This window comes from Tolypothrix tenuis PCC 7101 (assembly GCF_963874875.1).
GTDB classification, from domain to species: domain Bacteria; phylum Cyanobacteriota; class Cyanobacteriia; order Cyanobacteriales; family Nostocaceae; genus Aulosira; species Aulosira tenue.
Map to the genome: position 1 here is coordinate 1186519 of NZ_CAWNJS010000001.1, position 21712 is coordinate 1208230.

The 21712-nt window shown below is 41.0% G+C and carries 15 protein-coding genes; 6 read left to right on the forward strand and 9 right to left on the reverse strand.

Annotation, left to right across the window (positions count from 1 at the left end; genetic code table 11):
• Window positions 1-37 precede the first annotated feature (37 nt).
• Complete coding sequence (locus tag AACU25_RS04795) at window positions 38-1057, reverse strand: ribose-phosphate pyrophosphokinase (RefSeq protein WP_096574141.1); 1020 nt, start codon at window positions 1055-1057, stop codon at window positions 38-40.
• Window positions 1058-1873: 816 nt separating this feature from the next.
• Between AACU25_RS04795 and AACU25_RS04800 the strand changes: the two genes are divergently transcribed.
• From AACU25_RS04800 to AACU25_RS04810, 3 genes are all read left to right on the forward strand, one after another.
• Window positions 1874-3598: a serine/threonine-protein kinase gene (locus AACU25_RS04800; RefSeq protein WP_096574142.1), complete on the forward strand. Its 1725-nt coding sequence runs from the start codon at window positions 1874-1876 to the stop codon at window positions 3596-3598.
• Window positions 3599-3744: 146 nt separating this feature from the next.
• Window positions 3745-4422: a dethiobiotin synthase gene (gene bioD, locus AACU25_RS04805; protein ID WP_096583499.1), complete on the forward strand. Its 678-nt coding sequence runs from the start codon at window positions 3745-3747 to the stop codon at window positions 4420-4422.
• 283 nt (window positions 4423-4705) lie between these two features.
• Window positions 4706-5923, forward strand: coding sequence for a M20 family metallopeptidase (locus AACU25_RS04810; RefSeq protein WP_096574143.1), 1218 nt, complete (start codon window positions 4706-4708; stop codon window positions 5921-5923).
• Between the two features lie 401 nt (window positions 5924-6324).
• Here the strand turns inward: AACU25_RS04810 and AACU25_RS04815 are convergent, their stop codons facing one another.
• From AACU25_RS04815 to AACU25_RS04825, 3 genes are all read right to left on the reverse strand, one after another.
• Window positions 6325-6855, reverse strand: a complete 531-nt coding sequence (locus AACU25_RS04815; protein WP_321206554.1) for a Uma2 family endonuclease — start codon at window positions 6853-6855, stop codon at window positions 6325-6327.
• Window positions 6856-7031: 176 nt separating this feature from the next.
• Window positions 7032-7826, reverse strand: coding sequence for a Tab2/Atab2 family RNA-binding protein (locus AACU25_RS04820; RefSeq protein WP_096574145.1), 795 nt, complete (start codon window positions 7824-7826; stop codon window positions 7032-7034).
• 194 nt (window positions 7827-8020) lie between these two features.
• Window positions 8021-8818 carry a CBS domain-containing protein gene (locus AACU25_RS04825; protein ID WP_096574146.1) on the reverse strand — a complete coding sequence of 266 codons (798 nt, stop codon included), beginning with the start codon at window positions 8816-8818 and terminating at the stop codon, window positions 8021-8023.
• A gap of 409 nt (window positions 8819-9227) precedes the next feature.
• On the opposite strand from AACU25_RS04825, the gene AACU25_RS04830 reads away from it, so the two are divergent.
• On the forward strand, window positions 9228-9968 hold the full coding sequence (locus AACU25_RS04830; protein WP_096574147.1) for a phytochelatin synthase family protein: 741 nt from the start codon (window positions 9228-9230) through the stop codon (window positions 9966-9968).
• An 892-nt stretch (window positions 9969-10860) separates the two neighbouring features.
• On the forward strand, window positions 10861-12228 hold the full coding sequence (locus tag AACU25_RS04835) for a PrsW family glutamic-type intramembrane protease (protein WP_096574149.1): 1368 nt from the start codon (window positions 10861-10863) through the stop codon (window positions 12226-12228).
• 309 nt (window positions 12229-12537) lie between these two features.
• Here AACU25_RS04835 and AACU25_RS04840 read toward each other — a convergent pair whose 3' ends face one another.
• The 4 genes from AACU25_RS04840 to ndhM form a co-directional block, all read right to left on the reverse strand.
• Complete coding sequence (locus AACU25_RS04840) at window positions 12538-13176, reverse strand: hypothetical protein (protein ID WP_096574150.1); 639 nt, start codon at window positions 13174-13176, stop codon at window positions 12538-12540.
• Window positions 13177-13434: 258 nt separating this feature from the next.
• Window positions 13435-15015: a CHAT domain-containing protein gene (locus AACU25_RS04845; RefSeq protein ID WP_096583501.1), complete on the reverse strand. Its 1581-nt coding sequence runs from the start codon at window positions 15013-15015 to the stop codon at window positions 13435-13437.
• Between the two features lie 208 nt (window positions 15016-15223).
• Window positions 15224-17473, reverse strand: coding sequence for a PP2C family protein-serine/threonine phosphatase (locus AACU25_RS04850; protein WP_096574151.1), 2250 nt, complete (start codon window positions 17471-17473; stop codon window positions 15224-15226).
• Window positions 17474-18491: 1018 nt separating this feature from the next.
• Window positions 18492-18851 (reverse strand): NAD(P)H-quinone oxidoreductase subunit M, encoded by a 360-nt coding sequence (gene ndhM / locus AACU25_RS04855; protein ID WP_045872733.1) that lies wholly within the window; start codon window positions 18849-18851, stop codon window positions 18492-18494.
• 1051 nt (window positions 18852-19902) lie between these two features.
• Here ndhM and AACU25_RS04860 point away from each other — a divergent pair.
• Window positions 19903-20184 (forward strand): Npun_R1517 family heterocyst differentiation transcriptional regulator, encoded by a 282-nt coding sequence (locus AACU25_RS04860; protein ID WP_045872609.1) that lies wholly within the window; start codon window positions 19903-19905, stop codon window positions 20182-20184.
• A gap of 793 nt (window positions 20185-20977) precedes the next feature.
• Here the strand turns inward: AACU25_RS04860 and AACU25_RS04865 are convergent.
• Entirely contained in the window at window positions 20978-21673 is a 696-nt protein-coding gene (locus AACU25_RS04865; protein WP_096574152.1) for a response regulator transcription factor, read from the reverse strand.
• Window positions 21674-21712: the final 39 nt, after the last annotated feature.

The following is a 21712-nucleotide window of genomic DNA, read 5'->3' on the forward strand; positions in this document are numbered from 1 at the left end:
AGCTAAAACTGTAACGTTGGTGACAGTCCTTTTTCGCCTAGCGGAACATACTACTTACTGAACTATCTTCGTGAATCCGCCAGATGGTTTCTCCGAGTACATTAGCCACTGAAAGCACTACCAGTTGTGGAAAGCGATCGCTTTCTGGGATGGGGATAGTATTGGTGACAATCACTTCCTCAAATATGCCACTAGACAACCGCTCAATCGCAGGTGGAGAGAACACCGCATGAGTTGCACAGGCATATACCTGACGCGCCCCTTCTTCTCGCAGCAACTTAGCCCCGGCTGCAATTGTGCCCCCAGTGTCAATCATATCGTCTACCAAGACTGCCGTTTTCCCTTTCACGTCACCGATGACGTTTAAAACTTCGGCAACATTATGAGCTTGGCGACGTTTATCAATAATCGCTAATGGAGCATCGTTCAGCTTTTTGGCAAATGCTCTTGCTCTTGCTACGCCACCAACATCAGGAGAAACTACTACTAAATCATGCAGTTGTTTGCTGGCCAGGTAATCTAATAACACTGGCGAACCGTAAACATGATCGAATGGTATGTCAAAATATCCCTGAATTTGGGCTGAGTGTAAATCCATTGCCAGAACACGGTTGGCACCTGCTTGTGTGATCAGGTTAGCAACCAATTTTGCAGTGATGGACTCTCTTCCTGCTGTTTTCCGGTCAGCGCGGGCATAGCCGTAGTAAGGGATTACTGCTGTTACCTGCCTTGCAGAAGCACGACGACAGGCATCAATCATAATCATTAATTCCATTAAATGATCGTTGACTGGCTGACAACATGGTTGGATGAGATAGACATCACAACCCCGAATAGATTCTTGGATTTGAATATAAAGTTCGCCGTCCGCAAATCTTTTACGGATCATTGGGCCTAGATCCATACCTAGGTAACGAGCGACTTCATTAGACAGTTGTAAATTGGCAGAGCCAGAAAAAAGCCGCAGGCGATGATTTTCATTCAGTCCTGTTGCAACTGGCTGCACTTTGGATAAAGTTGCAGAACTGAGCACAGCAGATCCTCGATGTGCATTCATGGCAATCTTAACATCAGCAATTTAGCAAATTTAACCGAAATAGTGTAAAAAAATATCTGCAAAGTTAAATCATTGCTCCTGAAAATTATGATTTGCTAATTTTTGACTAACTTTAGTTAACAAACCATTGATAGCTTAACTGAATACCCTATATATTAACTAGGCCCTTTGTTCGGATTTTTTGCTGTGTAGAATAAAAACACCAGCTTTCCGAGCATGGTTTGGTGGATCGCTGCTTATACGCAGCTATTTTGATGCCTATAATAAAGTTTTTACATTTCAGTGAAATGACAACGGGGTATTCTCTAGTAGAAAGCAGAGCAACTCTCTAAGGAGCAGCAAGATATTCTATAATCCTATCTGCAAATTTATCAACTGGTATACTTGACCATTTTTAAAATTTTAATTTTGCAAATATTTTCCACAAAGCAGATTCATCTATGGGTTGACAAAGCTGAGTTCTAGGTGCGGCTATATGCTTAACACTTAGATACTGAGAACAAAGTGTCAAAATCAAGTTGAGTCAGTCTGATTCAGGCTGACTTCGCACACAATAATAGGCAAGTTCTAACCTTACCAGAAAGCGCAGCTAACAACAATTACTGATTCTCTAATTATTTTCAAATGCTAATCAACTGGGAGAGCATTTTGCATCTGGGCAAGTTTTGACCAAAATGCACAAAGCACAGTCCGGTTGTTATAAGTACTTATAAGGTAGGGTAGAATATCGCCGCTAGTAATTGTTGTCACTGCTTAGACTTCATCTTTTAGTAGAGACTTTATTCTCAGTTGCCATAACATTTAAATTAATCTATTATGCAACCACCCATTACAGTTGGTACTGTCCTGCAAAACCGTTATCGGATTATCCAAATTCTCGGACAAGGGGGATTTGGCAGAACATATCTAGCGGAAGACCAGAGGCGTTTTAATGAACTTTGCGCTATTAAAGAATTGATTCCGACCACAACCGGAACTTCGGTTTGGGAGAAAACGCAAGAACTTTTCCACCGGGAAGCGGCAATTTTGTATCAAATTGAGCATCCACAGGTACCCAAATTCCGAGAGAGGTTTGAAGAAGACCAGCGTTTGTTTTTGGTGGAAGATTATGTTGCTGGCAAGACTTACCGGGCTATCCTTTCGGAACGTCAAGCTGTTAGTCAGACATTAACAGAAAAAGAAGTTCTACAGATGCTGCGCTCTTTGCTACCTGTATTAGCGCATATTCATAGTCGGGGAATTATTCACCGAGATATATCACCAGAAAATATTATTTTACGTGATAGTGATGGTCAGCCAGTGTTAATTGACTTTGGGGTAGTTAAAGAATTAGCAACGCGATTGCAATCCCCCAATAGCACCGCATCAGTTACCACTGTGGGTAAATTAGGCTATTCTCCCAGTGAGCAAATGCAAACAGGACAAGCTTACCCTAATAGTGATTTATATGCTCTTGCCGTCACTGCGATCGTTTTGTTGACTGGTAGAGAACCCTCAGAATTATTTGATGAAAATCAACTTACTTGGAATTGGCAACAATGGGCGAGAGTAAATCCCCAATTTGCTCAAGTTTTAAATCGGATGTTGAATTATCGGCCTAGTGATCGCTATCAAAATGCGGCTGATGTTATTCAAGCATTACAATCTGTGGATCAAGCAAGTGTGGCTATTCCTAATGTCACCAACACCAATGCTGTCTCTAATATGCAAACGATCGCAGTTGGTGGTCGTCCACCTCAGCCAGCACCACCCCCTTCTCCCAACAGACCTGCACCTGTCATTCCACCCAGCAATCATAGCTCTGTTTTAGATAATCCTTTAGCAATTGGGGCGATTGGCAGTGCCGTGGTAATTTTAGCAGGAGTCGGTTCTTGGGCTTTAGTTAGTTCAATTCGCAGTCGCTCGACTACACAACCAGAAGCACCAGTACAAACTTTCCCTTCACCAGTTGTTTCCGGTGGGACGACATTAACACCTACGCCTACGAATACTGAGCCATCTGTAATTAGCAAACGCCTCAATTTAGGAACAAATAATATAACTACAGTAGAAGATACTCTAGAGGAAAATCAAATAGTTCAGTATACTTTTTTTGGACGTAAAGGTGCAAAATTATCTACTTCTATTGCTCAAGGAACCGGTATTGTTTTATCAGTGTTAGATGCTAATAAACAACCAATTGATAATACTGCTAATCAAGTTCAATCTTATGATGGGATATTGCCTGTAAGCGGGAGATATACTATTCAATTAAATTTAGTTCCTGGTGTGGCTGAAAGTAATTATAGTCTCAATGCGGCATTAGAAAGGGTAGTCAGAGAAACACCCACACCCATAATAACTTCTACGCCAACGCCTACAGAAACTCCTACACAAACACCTATAATTACTCCTACACCAACGCCTACGGAAACTTCTACACAAACACCTATAATCACCCCTATACCAACGCCTACGGAAACTCCTACAGAAAGTCCTAATTCTCCGGCAGAACCAAATAACTTACCTAACGATAGAACTTCAAATCCAAGTAATCAATAGAAAATTGGTAATGGGTAATTGGTAATTGGTAATGGGTGATTGGTAATGGGTAATGGGTAATGGGTAATTAGGAGAAAAGAAGATTTTGCATCTAATTTATTTAGGTAAAATTTGGTGGAAATTAGAATAAAAGGGAAATGTCAAATATCAACGCACTACTAATTACTGGAACCGATACTGAGGCGGGTAAAACAGTTTTAACAACAGCATTAGCAGCTTATTTGCAAAAATATTTTCCCCAACGCAATTGGGGACTAATGAAGCCGATTCAATCGGGAGAAGGCGATCGCGAATGGTATCAAAAGCTGTTTTCCCTTAAGCAAACGGCGGAAGAAATTACACCGTTGTACTTTCAAGCACCTTTAGCGCCTCCCATCGCCGCCGCTAAGGAAAACCGCCAAGTTGATTTAGCCGTAGTTTGGCAAGCTTTCTCTAAAGAGCGATCGCGTCGGGATTTTGTGTTGGTAGAATCTTTAGGGGGTTTAGGCTCACCAATTACCGATGAATTGACAGTGGCAGATTTAGCTGGAGACTGGCATTTACCAACAGTTCTGGTAGTTCCAGTCAGGTTAGGTGCGATCGCGCAAGCAGTGGCTAATGTCGCATTAGCTAGACAAGCAAAAATCAACCTCAAAGGAATTGTGCTCAATTGTGTACAACCCCGTTCTGATGCTGAAATAGCAGACTTAACGCCACCAGAGATGATTCAATCACTCACCAATATCCCAGTTTTAGGCTGCTTACCTTATCTAGAGAACCTCACCGATTTAGATAAATTAGCTCAAGTAGCCTCAAATTTAAATTTAGAAACACTAAATCTTTGATAACGATACACTGGAAAAATACTCATCAGCTGTCGTAACTCTAACTTGCATTGTTGACCCTCCGAATTTTAGATTTTAAATTTTGCGGAAAGTTGCGTGCAGGGGTTCCCCCCGTTGAGCAAACTTTCCAAGACGGATTTTGGATTGTTTTTAGTTCAAGTACAGCCTTGGGCGGAACAAATCTCAAATCGTCAATCTAAAATTGGTTGACTGCTGACTGTTAACAGTCAGCAATCAACGAACCTCATGAGTGATTGTGTAATTTAAAAGCGTAATAGGTATCATGGTTTCTACCTTCCCCAATCCTGGTGCTGTTGACTTATCTCATGTTCGGCTTTCGATCCGTGCATTACAAACTCAACTAGTAGAATGGCGACGGTGGCTACATCAAAAGCCAGAGTTAGGTTTTCAAGAAAAACTCACATCCGAGTTTATCTCTCATAAGTTGCAAGAGTGGGGAATTGAGCATCAAACTAATATTGCCCAAACTGGTATTGTTGCCATCATCAAAGGTAACAAACTTAGCAGTGGTAAAGTTTTGGCAATTCGTGCTGATATGGATGCTTTGCCAATTCAAGAACTCAATCAAGTACCTTATTGTTCGCAACATGATGGCGTAATGCACGCTTGTGGACATGACGGACATACTGCGATCGCACTTGGTACAGCTTACTATCTTCAGCAGCATCGCGATGATTTTGCGGGTACTGTCAAAATTATCTTTCAGCCGGCAGAAGAAGGGCCAGGGGGTGCAAAACCAATGGTGGAAGCAGGGGTACTAAAAAACCCTGATGTCGATGCCATTATTGGATTACATCTGTGGAATAACTTACCCTTGGGGACAGTTGGTGTCCGGGCTGGGGCATTAATGGCGGCTGTAGAATTATTCCAATGTACAATTTTAGGCAAAGGTGGACATGGGGCGATACCGCATCAAACAGTAGATTCTATTGTCGTTGCTGCTCAAATTGTCAACGCCTTGCAAACTATTGTGGCGCGGAACGTCAATCCTATTGATTCCGCTGTGGTGACTGTAGGTGCGCTTCATGCTGGTACAGCGCATAATGTAATTGCTGACACAGCCAATATGAAAGGCACAGTTCGGTATTTTAACCCAGCTTTTCAAGGATATTTTCACCAGCGGATTGAGCAAATTATTGCAGGAGTCTGCCAAAGTCATGGTGCAAGTTATGACTTAGAATATATTTCCCTTTATCCCCCAGTCATTAATGATGCTGGGATGGCAGAATTAGTGCGATCTGTAGCAGCAGAAGTGATAGAAACTCCTGTGGGAATTGTGCCAGAATGCCAAACTATGGGTGGTGAAGATATGTCATTTTTCTTGCAAGAAGTTCCAGGTTGCTATTTCTTTCTAGGTTCTGCTAATCCTGATAAAGATTTAGCTTATCCTCATCATCATCCCCGTTTTGATTTTGATGAAACTGCCTTACCAATGGGTGTGGAAATATTTATTAGGTGCGTGGAGAAGTTTTTAAATTAGTTAGCTGGAATAGCATATTTAATAAAAGCGATCGCATTTCTGTTGTGAGTGAGTACGCCTTAGCGTAGCCCGCAGTATGCATCGCTTTTGTCATTTACAATCTAGTTAGCAATCAATACGCTTGGGTTAAGCTCATTAGCGATTGATTTATCACTTATTAAAAAAGCCAGATCAATTGGGGGAGAATCCCCCAAACCCCCGATTGGGTGACGGTTGCGTCCCCCAAACCCCCGATTGGGTGACGGTTGCGTCCCCCAAACCCCCTCCAAAATTATTGTTCTGTTTTTTTGTTGAGTAACTATTTTTTTGGTTTTGTTATCAATAAATAAGACTTTTGTGCGCTAATTTACTACATCTATAAAGCGTTAAATATTTAGTACAATAATAATCCAATTAATAACTTACCGTTTAATTTGCTTAGGAAAATCAGGAACTAATAAAGATTGTTCTAATTCACCTTGTTCATTATAAAATTTCATTTCTCCTTGTTCATTACATAACCATACTTCTATAGCTTTAGCTTCTAAATATAATTTCTGTTTAAACTCTATTTCTTCCAAACTGTTACCGCTAGATTTAACTTCTATACATATTTCGGGTGCAATTGATGCTGAGATTTCATCTTCAATTTGAGCAAATCTTTCCTCTGAACACCAAACCACATCAGCAACTTTTACTCCATCTGATGTGTTAATAGCGCATTCTGGCATGACTTCTCCCGTACTCAGTAAAGATTCTAATAAGCGTTGAATTCTTCCCTGGTAAAAAGAATGTTTAATCTTTACGGGACTCATGACAATTTGACCCCATTTATTTAATTCAATTTTGAAAGGTAAATTTTGTAAATTTTTATTTTCACAAACTTCTTCCCATCTCATAATTAATATTTTCCGAGAGCAAGAGAATGATTGATTTAATTTTAACTGATTCATTAACAGCGATGTCTACGACGGGCTACACCTACGCACGCTGCATAGTTACAAAGGCGATGTCAAATTTGCTGTTGTAGCAAATACTTAGGGATAAAAGTCAACGCTAAAACTTGGACTCTTGACTCTTGACAGCCTCAGCGCCAAATCTACAATTTCAAGAGTAATAACTAATTCAATCAATCTTCTGCTTGCAACAACCAAAAGCCACTGTAAGTCATCCCGGAATCATCTGGTTGCACTAACAAAAAGTGTAGTTTCTGACTTAGCTGTTGACGCTGTTGATAAACCTTCGCCGCCGCCGCTACTTCTGCATCTTCAAAGGTAGCGACAATCCACCTATCTGCTAAACCTGCTTCTAATACCAAGCCATCTGGCGCACCCGTAATATAATTCAAAGATACTGGACGTGCTTCATGTAACCACCTTGCTAAACGCATCGATTGTCTTCCTCCGTAAATCACTACACCGGGAACTGGTGCTGTGGAAGGTAAGCCGAGATTCAGGGGTTTGAGAAATTCTGGCAAATGGAGAATGGGAATTGGGCGATCGCTAAATGCAGTTTCTACATCACCAGCACTCAGCGTTGCAAAGCGCCATTGTTCTCCCCAAAGGTTTTCTGGTAAAGGTGCAGGTGGTGCTTTATCTATAGCTATGGAATATTGTTTTTCTTCTAACCATTGCTTTAATGCTAAAGTGCGGCGGGTAGGTTCAACATTAATACCCAAATTACGCCCAGCCGCTTCAATTAAACTTAAAGACTGAGGGCGAAATACTTGGATTGTATCTGGCAATTTTTCACCAGATACTAGCTCAAGTTGAGCAGTCAGCCAACTGGAATTTGCTTCTTTTTGGGGACAGCTAGCGACATACTCAAAGCTGCGATTCGCATCACAAATTAACAACTCCCAAAGCACTTGTCCTGTTGTATCTTGCTGTGGACTCCGGTAAAAATCAGCTTGCCAAATGTTCATATTAAAAACCTAACTGCTAAGTGCGTCAAGGAAGAAACCAGTATTTATTATCGGCTTTGATCTGCACTTCCAATTAACAAATCTTGTGGCGGAGACATCCTGCTTGCCTTAATAATGCAGCTTTAATACCAATTAGCCTATATGCATAAGCATTTAATTATAATTTTTAATTACGAATTACGAATTAGAAATTATTACTCGATTTCCTCACAGCGAATTAATAGTCTTTCCATCGCCTCAGCTAGGGAAATTAATTCTATCCAAGAGGAACCGCTAACTAAATTTTGCGCGTGCGCTAATCGGTTGCGTAGCTGTTCGGCGGATTTGAGAAAACGTTCTCCAGAACGCTTTGATTTTAGTTCAAGTTGCTGAAGCAGTTCTGGTTGATTTAAAACTAACTCTCGTTTATCACAAAATTGCAGATAATCTAGCAAATCTGTAGCTTCATTTCTCTCTTGGCTTTCTCGCCAGAGACGTTGTGCTACTTGTAAGCGTTCTGGTTTGAGAACTTTTTGCCAAGAATCTTGAGGATAGTAAAGCCGCACCAAACGCAACAAATTCATCTCTAGCAGCGTTACTAAGCCAAATAGCAGCATTCGTGCGGGTGCTTTTTGTAAATCGCCACAAGTCACAATCCCTGTGACTTGATTGCAGTCAAGCACAAATAGTCGGGGAGTTTGTTGGAGAATAGGTAGCAGTTTCATCAGTGGAGTAGAAATCGCGATCAGTTCTTTGGGATGAAAAACTCGCTGATAGTCACTGCAATTACCAGCTTTGGCTTTCATCAAGCTGCTGCGTTCTACATAACCACTGATAGTGTCTCCCGACTCCACACCCACAACATCAAAATCCTTTGCTTGCATCCAACGCAGAACTTCGATGACATCAGCTTCCGCCGAAACGGCTTTGAGGGGTTCTGCAACATATTCAATAGTGATGTTGTTCTCAAACAAACTCCGCAAATCTTGAGAACGCGATTTAAGATGTTTCATCTGCGTTTATTGATAAGTCATCCGCAGTATCAGTATTTCATGACAGCCTGCATCGTTTCAGTGCAAACTGTATCCTACTGCGGTTAGCATCCTGCTAGCTAATTAAAATATTAGGCGATCGCTTCGATAAATAAAAAGCTGAGTACTATGTAGCGTGCGTTAGGCGTAAGCCGTAAAGCACGAAAAGCTTAAGAAGATTTACATTACTCTGAAGCGATTGCATTAGCAAAAACCAATGTTTATCAAGGATTAATTGCTAATTTTCTTTAAAATCAAGATATTTCTTTTAAGGAAAGTATCATATTCTTGGCTAAGTTTGATTGTAAACTGTTTTATTAAGAGTTATAGCAACACATTGCTAAAGTACTTTGTTTTTGATTACTCTTAGTAATTTTCTTTAAGATAAATTATGAAATTTTTAGCCAATCCAAATTTACCAAAAATTCTCAATTTAATCTCACTTGGTTTGTGTTTAAGTGCAGGCAGCGTATTAGCTCAAACATTAGCTATCCCTAATAATTTAATTGATTTTAACTCTGATGATGGTAAAAAATTATTGATTGAAAGCCAATCACGAGAAGATTTTTTTCCTCTTAGCAGTCAGTTTGTTACCCAAAATAACCAAGCCTATTGTGGTGTTGCAAGTATTGTCATGGTGTTGAATGGTATGGGGATTCCAGCACCAGAAGCGCCACAATATAAACCCTTTCGCGTGTTTACTCAAGATAATTTCTTTAGTAATGAAAAGACTAAAGCTGTGATTGCGCCTGAAGCAGTCTCACGCCAAGGTATGACTTTAGATCAACTGGGAGGATTATTAGGAAGTTACGGTGTGAAAGTAGAAGTTTACCATGCGGCTGATAGCAGTTTAGAAAATTTTCGGAAGATGGCAGCAGAGAATTTAAAACAATCAGGAAATTTTGTGATAGTTAACTATTTACGCAAAGAAATTGGACAGGAAAAAGGCGGTCACATTTCTCCTTTAGCTGCATATAATCAACAAACAGATAGATTTTTAATTATGGATGTTTCTCGTTATAAATATCCGCCCGTTTGGGTGAAAACAGCAGATTTATGGAAAGCGATGAACACCGAAGATAGAGCCTCAGGTAAAACACGCGGTTTTGTATTTGTCAGTAAAGGTTCTTGATTTCACACCAGGATGAAAGCTGAGTTTTAGATTTTTGTGATTCAGAGTCCACATAGCAGGTTATAGCCTCTCCCTAGAAGCAACTTGGTAGTTATGCTGTGACAGTCATTTTCTGGGGATGTATTTTTTCATCGTCAGCCTTGGCGAAGCTTCTCATTGAGAAGGAGAATAACCTGTTGCAAGGTTTCCCCTGTTATGGGCTAATTCCTCAGTAAAGATTGACTAGTCGGAGATTTAAAACCCCAATTTTTGAAAAACTTGGGGTTCTGGGCAGTAAGTTTTGGTGGAGTCAGTGCTTTTCACGTTTCAGGCTTCTGGGCATGAACCAAAGTGATTTTTCATCTAAAATTGGCATGGTCTACCTGTATCAGCCATATAGTTAGCGCTTTAGCAGCTTACAAGCACTGTAGAGGCCAAGTGTTGAAGCAGCGAACCTTCTCTAAACTTCTGGCAGAAAAGGCAGTTGCTATTTTGGGCAAGGTACAGGCAGTTATAGAAGCTATATATGAACCTAATTTGATATTCTTAAAATTTAAATTAATGTGGTAAAGAATACTAAATATTTAATTAATCAACGTAAATTGAATGCATACGACTACAACGGCAGTAGCAATGAATATATTATTCACAGATTTCCAACGTCCGCTCAAATAATTTTAATTTTCACAAAGCCAATTATCAGATTTATGAGCAGTGAGTAAAGCTATAGTGTATTTAGCCATGCCGCAGTGACAGCAGTCCCAAAATAGTATATGAGACTTCTAAAAGTTAAAATCCTGATACAACAGACAATTTTTGTGCAAAATCCGAATGAGATTGCTGTAATGCGGTTAAGCTGAAATTCTCATGCCAAAGTATTTTAATAATTAGTTGAGACACGCACTCTAACTCGATGACAGGCAAATACGCAAGACATAATGCATTTCTGCGGCTAGTGTCTGGTAATGGAGCACCATTAAGGTCAGAATCCCGCTACTCGCTGCTCCCTAGTAAAGAGATGATAATTGGACGCGACCCTAGCTGCCAAATTGTCTTGGATGCCATGATGTACCGGATGGTATCTCGTCGTCATGCTGTGGTTCGTCCCCTCTCTTCATCTCCAGATAACAAGTTCAGCTGGCTAATTTGTGATTTGAATAGTGCTAATGGCACGTATTTAAACGGACAACGTTTACAAGGTTGTCAGGAATTACACTCAGGCGATCGCATTGCTTTGGGTACGGATGGCCCACAGTTTGTGTTTGAGCATGAGCATATCTCCCAAGCTACAATTATGACCAGGCCGGCGGCACCCCTACCTTCAGCTGGTGCCTTCTCTGGTCAATCAAAGTCAGATTCTGTCAGTTTTACACAACTGTTCCCCATTATTTCCACGGGTAAAGATTTAACTCGTAAAGCTTACCTAGTACCGGGAATTTTAACAGTTGTCTTTGTGGTACTCATGTTTGCTACGGTAGGTCAGCCGCAAGCAAACCAAGTTATTGTCGCAAGTTACATCGCATTTGCTGCCTATTACTTTGTTTACCAACTTTGCGGCAAACAAAAACCTTGGTGGGTACTTTTATCAGTGGCGTTGGGTACAGCGCTGATTTTGAAGAGTCCCTTTTTGGACTTATTTATTTTTATCTTCCGGGGAATTTTGCCTGGTAGTTTACCCTCAGCCCAAGATTCGATTACCTTCACCGAATTACTGGTGCGAATGTTCTTTGGTGCTGGTTTAATGGAAGAATTGCTGAAAGCAATACCTGTATTAGCAGCATTAATTATCGGTATTTTATTGCCCTCACCTTGGCGAGAACGCATCGGCATTTGGGAACCTTTAGATGGGATTCTCTTAGGTACTGCTTCGGCTGTGGGCTTTACTCTGTTAGAAACTTTAGGTCAATATGTGCCTGTGATTACTCAAAATGTGGCTCAACAGGCGGGAGTAGGAACTGGTCAACTAGTAGGGTTACAGCTACTAATTCCGCGCATTTTAGGGTCTGTCGCCGGACACATGGCTTATAGTGGCTATTTGGGATATTTTATTGGCTTGGCTGTTCTGAAGCCGCGTCTGATTTGGCAAATTCTGCCCATTGGTTATGTTAGCGCTGCGGCACTCCATGCTTTGTGGAACGCTACTGGTTCGATTAATGCTTTGCTATTGGTAATTGTTGGGGTGTTATCTTACGCCTTTTTGATGGCAGCAATTTTGAAAGCACGAGCGCTTTCACCAACGCGATCGCAAAATTTTGCTACCCGGTTTCTGGGGCCTAAGTGAAAAATCGGGAATAGAGGTGCAGGGGAATAGGGAAGCAGAGGAGCAGAGGGAGCAGAGGAGAAATGAAAAATCACTTTTGACTTTTGACTTTTGACTTTTGACTCTTGACCCTTGACTAATATTCTCTGTCTTTCGGTAGATAGCGCTGCTTTTGTAATCAGCCTATAGTTTTAATTATCTTGGGTAAAGTGTGCTGAAAAAATATAAGCAAATAATTATAAGACCCGCAATACAAATGTTGTCGAGTGCGGGCAAAGCTAAGAGTCGTCTGAACTGGCTCCCAATTATTGGGATATAAGACTACTGAATTTAGGATTCTGACTGAAAGCTATTTAATTCGTTCAGGGCATAGTAAGAAATCGCTAAACTAACCTTTGCTTGCTCGACTTCCGATAAACTTGTCCACTCACGATTGCCCAGCTTAGTAATCATGGCTTTTGGGCATTGAGGCTCGCCACTACGCATAGCATAAGCATAAGGACGGGCTAAAACTAAGAGATCATCAGCGCCCCAACTTGGTAACATATCTTGGACGCATTGTACTAGTTGTTCGCCAATTGACTGTTGGGAGGAAAAAATCTCAGCAGCATTTTGGGCAATGGTATTCAGCCACCCTTGGGGTACTACTGTAAAAGCTTCTTGCAGACTAGCCATCAAAATCTGTCTCAGATTATGGCTTTTGGAGGCTGTATCTACATTATGTGTAGACCAAAGGTTATCAAGTTGACTGGAAAAATCTTGCGATCGCTTGTTAAGCTCATCTTCTTGCCATAAATCATCGCTGAGAAACTGTTGTTCTAATTCGTTAAAATAAGCTTCTGATTCTTGGTCAGCAGGATTCCAGGGATAAGTTGCATCTGCTGGTTCTAGTAAAGCTGCTAGAAAATCTAATTCCACTTGAGATGGTGAAGAATTGAAAGTATTTGAATTGTTAGTGTTGTTAATCATGTGACGCTCCCGATTGTTTATTTAGCGGTATTGACAGCTACAACTGTCACGATCGCGTTTCCGCAAAAATAAATTGAAATTTGTCTAGAGTCAAAAAAATCTTTTCAGGATGTTGTTAGACTGTTACAGATTGCAATTGCAAATAGACCGATGCTAGTTGTCATTTGTTATCTGTAATTTGTCATTTTTATGAAGAAATTGCTAATTACTAATAAGGCTTTTGTTAAGCCACAGAGAATATCTCAGCACATTCACTGATTAAGACTCTTCAATGAGAAACTCCCATATTTCACCTCTAGAACTACCAAACTTTAACTGCATTCCCGATGTCAGGAGGACTTCCTCACGGAGGATTTGTTGCCAACCGTTAGCACTAAAAACCCAAGTAGTGCCGTAGGTGGATAAATCTTGCAAGTAATAACTTCTTAGTGGAGTACTACCAGCCAAACTATTACGGCAGATAATTTCAGCGTGGCGTTTAGAAACTGAAGGTTCTGCGATGATAATATCATTGTCTTTGATGCGACCAATGCGAGTGACTCCAGAACGTAATAACCAGGTTTTACCTCCTGGTGAAAGCGATCGCAAAAAGGCTGTAGGTACCGAGGCAATTATACTCGGAATCGTAGTATCTGGTAGCTCTGTAATTCCCTCATCAAAGCTTTTAATTAGTTCGCCACAAAAATCTGGATGCTGATAGAGAACTGGTAAAGTCCAGGCAGGTTGATTAAACTTATATACTGTTAATAATTCCTGTCTAGCTTCTGCTACAGCCTCATCAATTGGCTTGCGCGATCGCAATGCTTCGGTAAAAGCTTGAATAAAACTGTAGCTTTCTTGATCGGCAATTTCATCGCGCATTCCTAACACTGCTGGTACGCCATGACGAATCAATACTTCTGCCAAACTACTAGAAGGTATAGCTTGGTTATTTGCAGATGCAGGTTGTGCGCCCCAACAAGCATTAAAAACTGCTAACTTTACACCATTTCTGGTTAATACTTGGGCTAATTCTATGCCATTTAACCGCATCCCCGGTCGCAACAACAGTAACCCGCCATCTGGATCGGGGAAACCATGTCCGGCATAGAAAAAGACATTGTAAGCTTTTGTTTCCAACTCCTCAATCAACTCTTGGGGGGTGGGTTGCAGCAGGGTATGTACCATGCATGGCGCATAACCTTGAGAATTGCTGCCTAATGGCCCCGCTTTAGTGAGGGTTTGGGTTAAAATTTCTGCTTCTTTTTCCAAATCTAAATCCTGGTCTTCTCCTAAAACTAAGAGAATATTCAAAGCTTGATCTGTTCGCAAATAAGGCAGCGATTCCACTTCACTGGTTGTCCGGCTAAATACTATATCTTGAGAGAGAGACATTGCCGATTGACCAGGCTCGCGTTGCATAATCTCCCAAGGTAAGGCAATCAAATCTGGATCGCGAATTTCCAAGCGCAAGCGCAAGCGTGTATGCAATCCCATAGCCATACCTCGGCTGCGTTCTAAACTGCCAAGAATTGGCCCATCAAATAACCAGCGCCACAAACTAATCCCCAAATATTGCATCAGACGGCTACTGTAGCCAGCCGTTTGCCCGGAAGGGGATGAAATTAAATTTAATGGTAATGGAGCTGTCTGTGGCAGTGCTGAACGTGAGGAAATATCTAAGGGAGTATGACCGGCAAACATCTCCTGCCATTCTTGCCAAACTTGAGAGAGTTCAGGCGGCCAGATACAGTCATGCAAAACATAGCCACTAGGATAAGGAGCCTTTACAACCCAAATGGCAAAGTTATCAGTGCCGGTGTTAGTTAAACGCGCGATCGCCAGGTTCAGGCATGGCAATGAATTCATTAAACTAAAAGGTGAAAACGAATTATTAATAACAATTTCTCAAGGTAAAGATTGTAGGGTGTGAGGCATTGGGTATTTGTTATTTCTCCCTATTCTCCTTCTCCCCTTATATACCTAGTATCTATTCCCTAGCCCCTAGCCCCTAGTCCCTGCCCTTACCTGTATTATTTCAGTTTTTCTGAGTTTATGGGGTGTGGGGCTAAGTTGGATTCTCATCTTTTTGCGGCGTAGTTGCTGGCGGTTGGTTGACTGGCGCTGCTGGTGCTGTGTCCTCACATGGATTAGTTTCGCCTGGTTGCAAGACAATGCCGCTAGATTGGAGTTTGGAGAGTTCAATCCGTAAGGTTTTCTTTGGTGGCTGTGATGCAGCCGCGTCTTTTGGGGGAGTGGGTGTATCTGGATTAGGACATTCTTGAAGATTCACCAAAGAGTCTTTATTAGCAGAATTAGGGATGGGTTTTTGATCAATAACTTGAAAATAAGTCCCTTTAGGAAACTTTTGTTTACTATTGATGATTTCACGATTGGTTTCAATTACCCAACCTTGTGCCAGATTCTCAATTTTTCTTACTGCTGTTGGTTCTGGAGTTGGCTGTACAGTGGTATCAGGATTAGATGCAACTGGCTGAGTAGATAAGGGTAATCGCAATCGCATCAAGAAGTAGCCAAAGGTACCAGCAGCCACAACCAAGATTAACGGCACAATCCACTGTAGAGGGAGTTGAGCAATTTTGGCGCGGGGATTTTCTGGAATTACTTGCGTTTTGGCATTAGGATTGCTTAAGTCTTTTGTCTGTGCTGTCCTAGTAGGCTCAACAGCTTTTGTAGAGACATTTTCGGGAATGAAGGGAGTTAGGCTTGACTGTGGTTCTACATAGTTGACTTGATAATGTACCAAAGCAATAGTGACATTATCATGTCCATTTTTCGTATTCGCGATTTCTACTAATTTCTCTGCCACCTCTACGACATCGGTTTGCCCTGTCAGTATCGGCAATATTTCTGTTTCCCAGTAATCTTCGACGCGGTCAAAATCACTTAAGCCGTCTGATGTGAGGAGAAATACTGCATCTTCATCCAAAATAAATCGCTGGGAAGTGGGATGTAATGAAGTACTGGGACTCATCCCCAAAGCCTGTACCAAGGAACCAGAACCACTCTGTTCGATTGCTTCCCGATACACAGCGTAGCCTAATCGGACTTCGCGAGAGGCGACATCATCATCTAAAGTAACTTGATAACAGCCTTGGCGTGTAATCCAGTAGGCGCGACTATCACCGACGTGGGTAATGTACATTTCATGGGCTATGGGCAATGCCATTACCAAAGTGGTGCCCATGCGTTTCCGCCCTTGGCGATTCTCGCTATCGTTCCTCTGGCTAATTTTATCATTCACCACTGCTACAGCCGATTCTAGGTCTGTGAGCAGCATTGCTGGGTCTATATGGTCGGAAGGTACTTTAGTTAGTTGATTTACCTGCTGTTGAATCGTTTCAATCGCTAAATTTGATGCCACATTGCCACCTTCATGTCCCCCAATCCCATCGCAGACAATTGCTAAGGCTGTGGGCTGTGGCGGTTTACTCACTAAGGTGTCAGGCGGGGGATAACAAGCATCTTCATTACGTTGGCGGCTGGGGCCAGTATCAGTTTTGGTAAAAATTTTGATTGTTGGCTTTTGCGATCGCCCTAGTTGAGCCAATCCATTATCCAAGACTGCTATTAATTGTTCCGCCGATCTGATTTCTTCGTTAATTAAAGAACTACTAATTTTATGAATTAATTCCGCGATCGCAGGTTTTGCTTGCTTGTGTAACTGCTGCCAAAATTCGCCTAATTGAATTAAGCTAGGCGCTGTTGAGTCATCATTACGTAATTCCAACAAGCGGACTAAGGAGCCTTCTACCCTAATTAAATATGGGTCAAGTAAGCTAGATGCTACTCCTTCACTTAACAGAGGTTGCCACAAATTCGCAATTTGCCACAGCCAGTTGAGTTGGCGCATAGATGTGGCATCACCCCAGGCTGTAATTAAATTTGGGCACAGTTTGACTTCTTGAGTTGTGCCGTCAGTCAGTAGGGGTGGTTTTTCTAACAGTAAGATGCCGTTGGGGGAACGTTCATCTATTGGCGGTATGATGCCATATACCTGCGGTATGTTTAAGCGATAGGGAATTAACCTGAGATAGGGTCTGATATCTGACAAATTATCTAATTCAGGTGCTTGTGGCGATATTCCTGGTTGAGTATCAAACACCACAGATTTATCGATGACTAAATAGCGATCGGCTAAGATTTCTCCAGCGGCAAAACTGAGACCATCTCCCTGAACCCAGAGGTAGCGTTTGGGTAGGGGTGTAGAGCATCGCAAGCAAAACTTGTGGCTTATTGGGTTAGGAGCTTGACAAAGTTCATTAGGGCAGTAGAGTGTTGCCGCATCATTTTCCATAGTTTTACTCACCGATCAGCAATTGGCAATTCCTTCAACAGCATTGGCAGCGGTAATTACACCGCTCAAGTTTCTTGAACCTGACATATCCAACTTTGGATCAATGATTTTAGCTGGCGGATAGCAGCAGGTGCTAATACTTATTGATCTACTTATCCAAAGAACTCACTCCTGAGTCAACCCTACAGCCTCATCATAGCCTCTATTGCTCTAAAACTTTCCATGTATCAGCACAGCTTACTCTAACTTTTTCACCAAAACATAACCCCAGCATTACTATATTGTTTGTTAATGAATTATTACATCAAAATAGGCTGATAATGCTGGTATTTCTTTAGTTTATAAGTTACTACATCGCAGTTAACTGTAAATTAAAGAATGCCAGATAGCTAAAATACAGCAGATAACCCAAGTTTAAAATTTGTAAAATATTTAGCTGATTAATTACTAGTTAAATGCTGCCAATACTTGCAGTGGTTGGAGTTGTGGCTGAACAAGGACAAAATACTTATGCCTATTTTCAATAAAGGGTAATGAAATATTTACTCAGAGTACAAGAATATTCTCTTTCCAGAGTGTTATAAAAATTAATAAATTTTCTCAATTGCAGCTACTAATCCTACAGGGACTTGCAACGCCAAAAAAATATCTGAATCCTAGTTTAAGCAGTCCCAATGAAAAAAATTTCACCGCCAGACACAAAACTCTCAAGGATTTTTACTCAGCAGCCCCATTTGCTTTAAGCCAGGAAACTCGTAAGGGCGCAGTGGCTTCTCAGCACTCATCACTCTCAAGCTAGTCATTCACGCCCGATTTTGGCACAACCAAGCTAAAATCTATCTTTCCCATACCCCATGCCCCATGCCCCATGCCCCATGCGCTCATTCCCATCTCTGGTGTAGTTTGGCAAAAAGGTCGCGGGAAAAGGAAAAAGAGTGAATTCAAATTATGCACCCCTTTTCCTTTCTCCCTTAACCGCAAAATATCGAGTTAAATCACTAGAATTTAGCTGTTAATTCTACTTTTTCTCGTCAACTGCTACTTGGGGAAGACCCATACTGTAGTTATTGACGCGGCTTTGGAGATTGTAGCTGATGTCACCTTTTTGTAAGAGCGATCGCAGATAATGCTCCAAGTCTGAACCAACGCGGCGTAAGTTGTAGTCTGTTAAGTCTGCGCCACTAGATGCTTCTACTAATTCATCGAATTTTCGATAAATCTTTTGTAGGGCATCTTCATTCCAGTTGAATTCGTTGTCTGGGTCTACGTCTAACGTTAAGACTTGATTACTGGGAACTAGTTCCCCATCCCGGTCAATTTCTGCGGCAAAAATGCGAATATGCCGGGTTGTAGACTTGAGCAGCATCGGGTTGTCCATAAAAGGTGTAAGATTTGGGTTAATTACACTGAAATCATTGTAGACGTTATGCCCTAGCTTAAAATGCCGGAAATAAAAAGGAATTGCCTTAATTAGGTAAGCAGTCCCAATGAAATAAGTTTCACCACCAAGCATATAAGTAATTCTTACCTGTTCCCCGTTCCCTGTTCCCTATTACCTACTTACAAGCTAGAAGCAAAAAGCTTGTGCATTAATTTATGAAGCTGCTAACAAATAGGCAAGGGAGGTTTGTTCAACTAGGAACGGCAGACAAAATTTCCTCCAGAGAAAATGATGGGGTATGTAGTTCTCATTTCTCTACAAACTACAATTTTGTGGCGGCAATATGCAAACCATATTTCAGTAATAATGTCAAGCTATTAAGACTCATTAGGATTGACCGAGGTTGAAGTTAGGCTAGTACGGTTCGTAGGAATTCACCAACTAGATGCACACGGCTCAAAATCCGACTTAATCAGCCTTTTGGCTTCTACTTTGTAGTAAAAGGCGGTCATTACTGTGTTTTCCTGCCTATAATTTTGATTCAGAACAAAAATAAACTTTTAATGACTTTGCTACTCAACCTCTTCTAATTTTGAGCAGAAAAAAACCTGCTTCTAGTAAATTTACGTAGTTATGCTACAACAGTCTTGAGGTTTCATAAAAAATCAAAAATTTAGTGTTTTCACGTAAGTAAAATCACCAAAATTTCAGTAAAATCCCAAACTGTTGTTGACGTTGAGATAAAGTTGATGTAAAAACCTTTAAAAAGCTCGAACAACTTCTTACAGAAACTTTATTGTATAGAATCTTAAAAACTGAATAATAGTTATGGCTTACCTGAACCACCTCTGGTCTAGGAGGACTACAACCTACGTAGCCAAAGCCGGAATCGAAAAAGACACAGGAGTGTGAGATGGAAGACAAATGTGATGGATAAAGAATAATTCTTAATTCAAAACTATTTGGATTCAAAAGACAATATAAAGAATTTTGGTGGAGATCTAACTCCTAAACTTCATGACCACTAAGTAAAGGAATCCTCAAATCTATGAATTCTAAAGCCTTACCACGCCAAATAAATAATATTGAAGTAGGTGTTTATGAATGCGAAATACATCTCAAATTCCGATTAGTTGAAGAAAAAAGCCTGTTAAGCGATCGCGAACAATTATTGCAAGTGCTGCTAGATGCTTTAACTGAAGGCTCTGATGACTTTTTAGAGACCCTACACGCGTCTGTAAAAGCCCAAGAAGTTTCTGAGTTTAAAGCTTCACCACAAATGCGTCGTCAGCTGATGCGCTTACGTAATTTTGCAGATAATAGCCAATGATTATTTGTATTATTTAAGTAGTGAGAAGTTAGGAATTGAGCATCAAATGGTGAATTTGTTTTCAGTTGATCCATCTGCTGTCAAGATATATGGAGTTGGCTTGTGTAATCTAACCCCACGGCTAGGAGTTAAACAGACTCTCTAACAGCCTCAGAAAGTCTTACAGTAGCCCTCACCCTTTGCACTACGGAAAATACTTGGGTGCCTACTAATGCAGTTCTGCTTCAATAATCAGGGCGGGTTAAATTTGTTAAAAAATTCTCTGTTCTGGGAAATACGTTTAATCAGGGTGTCACTTCAAGTTGGCGAAGTATTAGCTAGCAATCTTTGGCTTTATATACTCTAAACATTTAAAAAATTGTTCAATTAATCACTTATGTTTTGAGCGATTGCAGTAGTTGAAAGTAGTATTTTGCCAGCTTGAAGTTACATTCCGCCCTTCAAACTGGTTTAGAAGGACAATTTTACTTAAATCATCAGGGATAAATTAAATTTGCGAGCAAATCTAGGGTTAAGAAATAGGCCTAGTACAGAGGGTGCATAAATCAACAGCTCATTCAAAATGGTGTCAAAGCCTGGAATACAATTCTTTTGACTTTTGTACAAACGTGATTAATCGCGTCTGTGTGACTTAGGAGGATAAGAAAAGCAACGAATTAGAGTAAACATGACAATAGGCGAGCAAATGCACCTATATGGGAATTAACAGGTGCACAGCCTAGATTAATTACTGACTATTGGCTGTTCAATCTTGCCCTTTTTGCTCTCAGCTAATATCTGCAATTCATGACATTTATTTAGCAAGCCCATGTTCTAAGGCAAACCGAACTAACTCTGTACGGCTGTTGGTACCAGTTTTACTAAATAAACGGCTAACATACTTTTCCACATTCCGCACACTAGTCTCTAAACGACGGGCGATTTCTTTATTCATCAGCCCTTCAGCCACCAAATTGAGAACACTTTGTTCTCTGGGAGTTAGATCGATTTTAAAAGGTGCTGGTGATTGAGAAATAGCGTTTCTTTGGGTTAATAACGCCTTAATTTGAGCAATCTGATGCGCTAGTTCCGCAATATCAGGAGTTTCCGTTTCTTCTCCTGTTGCTGGAGTCTTAGCAATGCGCCGGGCAAGCAAATTTTCTACAATGGCAATTAACTCATCTGGATCGAAAGGCTTGGGTAAGTAAGCATCAACACCAGCTTGGTAACCTTGGATGCGATCGCCTGTCATTCCCTTAGCAGTTAAAAATACTACAGGCAGTGCTTGAAAACGGGGATCTTCTCGCAGTTGTTTTAAAAACTGATACCCGTCCACCTGCGGCATCATGATATCCGAAATCACTAAGTCAGGTGTATTTTGTTGCATCAATTCCCATCCCTCACGGGCGTTACTGGCAACTTGAACGCTGAAACCGCTTTCTTGTAAATAATCTTTTACGGCTTCCCGCAATCCTGGTTCATCATCTACCAGTAACAATTGTGCTGACATTGAAAATTTCCTTGATTATACCTTTTTCCAATTTAGCGA